This window comes from Halomonas sp., assembly GCF_031581305.1.
Classification (GTDB): Bacteria; Pseudomonadota; Gammaproteobacteria; order Pseudomonadales; family Halomonadaceae; genus Halomonas.
Window position 1 is genome coordinate 1 of sequence record NZ_JAVLBC010000292.1, and the last position, 2,629, is coordinate 2,629.

At 68.4% G+C, this 2,629-nt stretch carries 2 protein-coding genes and 1 pseudogene; all 3 read right to left on the bottom strand.

The features are described from left to right. Nucleotides 1-1,772 (bottom strand): annotated as a pseudogene (locus tag RI841_RS15880) (histidine kinase); the annotation flags it as partial. Nucleotides 1,773-1,795: 23 nt separating this feature from the next. Then, the gene (locus RI841_RS15885) at nucleotides 1,796-1,990 is read right to left on the bottom strand and encodes a hypothetical protein (protein ID WP_310706603.1); all 195 of its coding nucleotides are present in this window, start codon (nucleotides 1,988-1,990) and stop codon (nucleotides 1,796-1,798) included. Further along, nucleotides 1,987-2,629: 3'-5' exonuclease (locus RI841_RS15890; RefSeq protein WP_310706604.1), on the bottom strand; the 643-nt coding region annotated here is incomplete at its 5' end. The genes RI841_RS15885 and RI841_RS15890, both read right to left, overlap by 4 nt.

The following is a 2,629-nucleotide window of genomic DNA, read 5'->3' on the forward strand; positions in this document are numbered from 1 at the left end:
CTGTCGTCGGCGGCCTCGTCGGGATGGGTGGCGAAGACGCGGGCGGTGGCGGCACCGCCCAGGTAGCGATCGAGCAGGGCGCGCAGTTCGCCACGCGTGGTCTGGCCCTGCCACAGCGAGGTCTGCACCAGGCCGGGATGCAAGGCCTCGGTGAACAGTGCCGCCTGGGTCTGCTCCAGCGGTGACTGGCGCGTGAACAGCGAGATGCCCACCAGCAGGCCGAGGTTGGCGCCCAGGCTCCACAGCAGCGAGTGGGTATAGATGTCCCAGCCCTCGAGCCCGAACAGCGCATAGGGCCTCAGCCAGGCGATCCCCCAGGGGCCCTGCTCGAGGAAGCCGGCCTCCAGCCAGCCAGACTGGGCAAAGCCCGGGATCAGCAGGGTCCAGGCCCAGATCAGGAAGCCCGCGCTCATGCCCAGTCCGGCCCCCAGGCGGTTGGCACCCCGCCAGTACATGCCGACCAGCAGTGCCGGGGCGAACTGGCAGGCGGCGGCGAAGGAGACCAGGCCGATGGTGACCAGGCTGTAGGCGTCGCCGATCAGCGCATGATAGAGGTAACCGAGCAGCAGGATCAGCAGGATGGCCACTCGGCGGATGCGCAGCAGCCAGCCGGCGAGCTCGCCCCGGGTGCTCAGGTGGAGGTGGCGCGAGCGCAGCAGCAGCGGCATCACCAGCTGGTTGCTGACCATGGTCGACAGGGCGATGGTCTCGACGATCATCATGCTGGTGGCGGCCGAGAGGCCGCCGATGAAGACCAGCAGCGGCAGTCCCTCCAGGCCGGCCGAGAGGGGCAGGGTCAGCACGAAGCTGTCCGGGTCGCTGCTGACGTCACCCAGCAGCAGCCCGGCCAGGGCGATGGGGATCACGAAGAGGTTGATCACCAGCAGGTAGAGCGGGAAGAGCCAGCTGGCGCGCTTGAGGTGGCGTTCGTCGACGTTCTCGACCACCAGTACCTGGAACTGCCGCGGCAGAGTCAGAAAGGCCAGAAACGCCAGCACCAGCATCCCCACCCAGCCCAGGGCACCGCCGGGCACCGCTTCCAGGCTCATCAGTCGGGTCAGCTCGGGCATGGCGACGACCCGGGCGAAGAGGTCCGCCGGGCCGTTGAAGAGCACGAAGACAGTGAAGACCCCGACCGAGAGGAAGGCCACCAGCTTGACCAGCGACTCGAAGGCGATGGCCGCCACCATGCCCTCGTGGCGCTCACTGGCGTCCAGATGGCGCGTGCCGAAGAGGATGATGAACACCGCCAGGACCAGGGCGACCCAGAAGGACCTGTCGGCCCAGAAGCTCTCGTCGGCCAGGTGCAGCTCGGCGGCCTGCGGGTAGTTGACGAGTACCGCATGGCTCACGGTGATGGCCTTGAGCTGAAGGGCGATATAGGGGGTGATGCCGATCAGGGCGATCAGCGCGACCAGGGCCCCCAGGCTGGAGCTCTTGCCGTAGCGGGCGCTGATGAAGTCGGCGATGGAGGTGATGCGCTGGGCGCTGGCGATGCGCACCATCTTGCGGATCACGAAGGGGGCCATCAGCATCGCCAGGGTCGGGCCCAGGTAGATCAGCAGGAAGCTGGGACCATACTGGGCCGCGCGGCCGACGCTGCCGTAGAAGGTCCAGGCGGTGCAGTAGACGGCAATGGAGAGCGCATAGACGGTGGGCGAGCCGATCAGCGAGCGACCCTGCTCGGCGCGTCGATCCCCCCAGGCAGCGATGACGAAGAGTAGCGCCAGATAGCCGAAGGCGACCGTCAGGACCACGATGCTGCCTCTCATGGCGTGTCAGCCTGCATCCGGGATCACTCCTCGTGACGGCGTTCCATCAGCCAGGCCATCAGGGCGATCACCATACCCCAGGCCAGGAACAGGTAGACCACCAGCGAACCCGGCCCCGCCAGGGAACGCCCGGCGATCAGCAGCAGGGGCGGGGAGAACAGCAGGGCCGCCAATACGATCAGCGCGACCAGGCGCTCCTTCAGGCGAGGCGTGTTCACGAGGCGAAGGCATCCTCCTTGTCGAAGGCACTGGCCTGTAACGCCAGCGCCTGCTCCAGCGTCTCGATGCCACGCGCCTCCAGTCGCGGCAGCAGCGAGAGCCACAGCTCCGCGGTGACTCGGGCGTCGCCCAGTGCGGTGTGACGGGTGCCGGGCGGAAAGCTGAGGTCATAGCGGTCGGCCAGGCTGTCCAGATCATGGCCGTCGAGGCTGTCGTCGAGTGCCCGGGAGAGCAGCAGGGTGTCGAGTACCGGCATGTCGAACGCGATACCGCCGCCGGGGGGCTGGATGGCCAGCAGGTCGAAGGCGGCATTGTGGGCGAGGATCACCGCCTCGCCGATGTAGTCGCGAAAGCGTGGCAGGGCCATATTGAGCGGCGGGGCGCCCGCCACGTCGTCATCGGTGATGCCGTGGATGGCGGTGCTGGCCGGCGGGATGGGCCGTTCCGGGTCGACCCGCAGGTCGAAGATGTCGCTGGCCAGCAGCCGCGCATTGACGATGCGGCAGGCCCCGATGCTGACCACGGTGTCGCCGCGGCGCAGCTCCAGCCCGGTGGTCTCGGTGTCGAAGGCCACGACCTCCAGGGTCCTCAGGGGCCGTGCCGCCAGCTCGCTGTCCGGGGGGGGCATGTCGGCGATG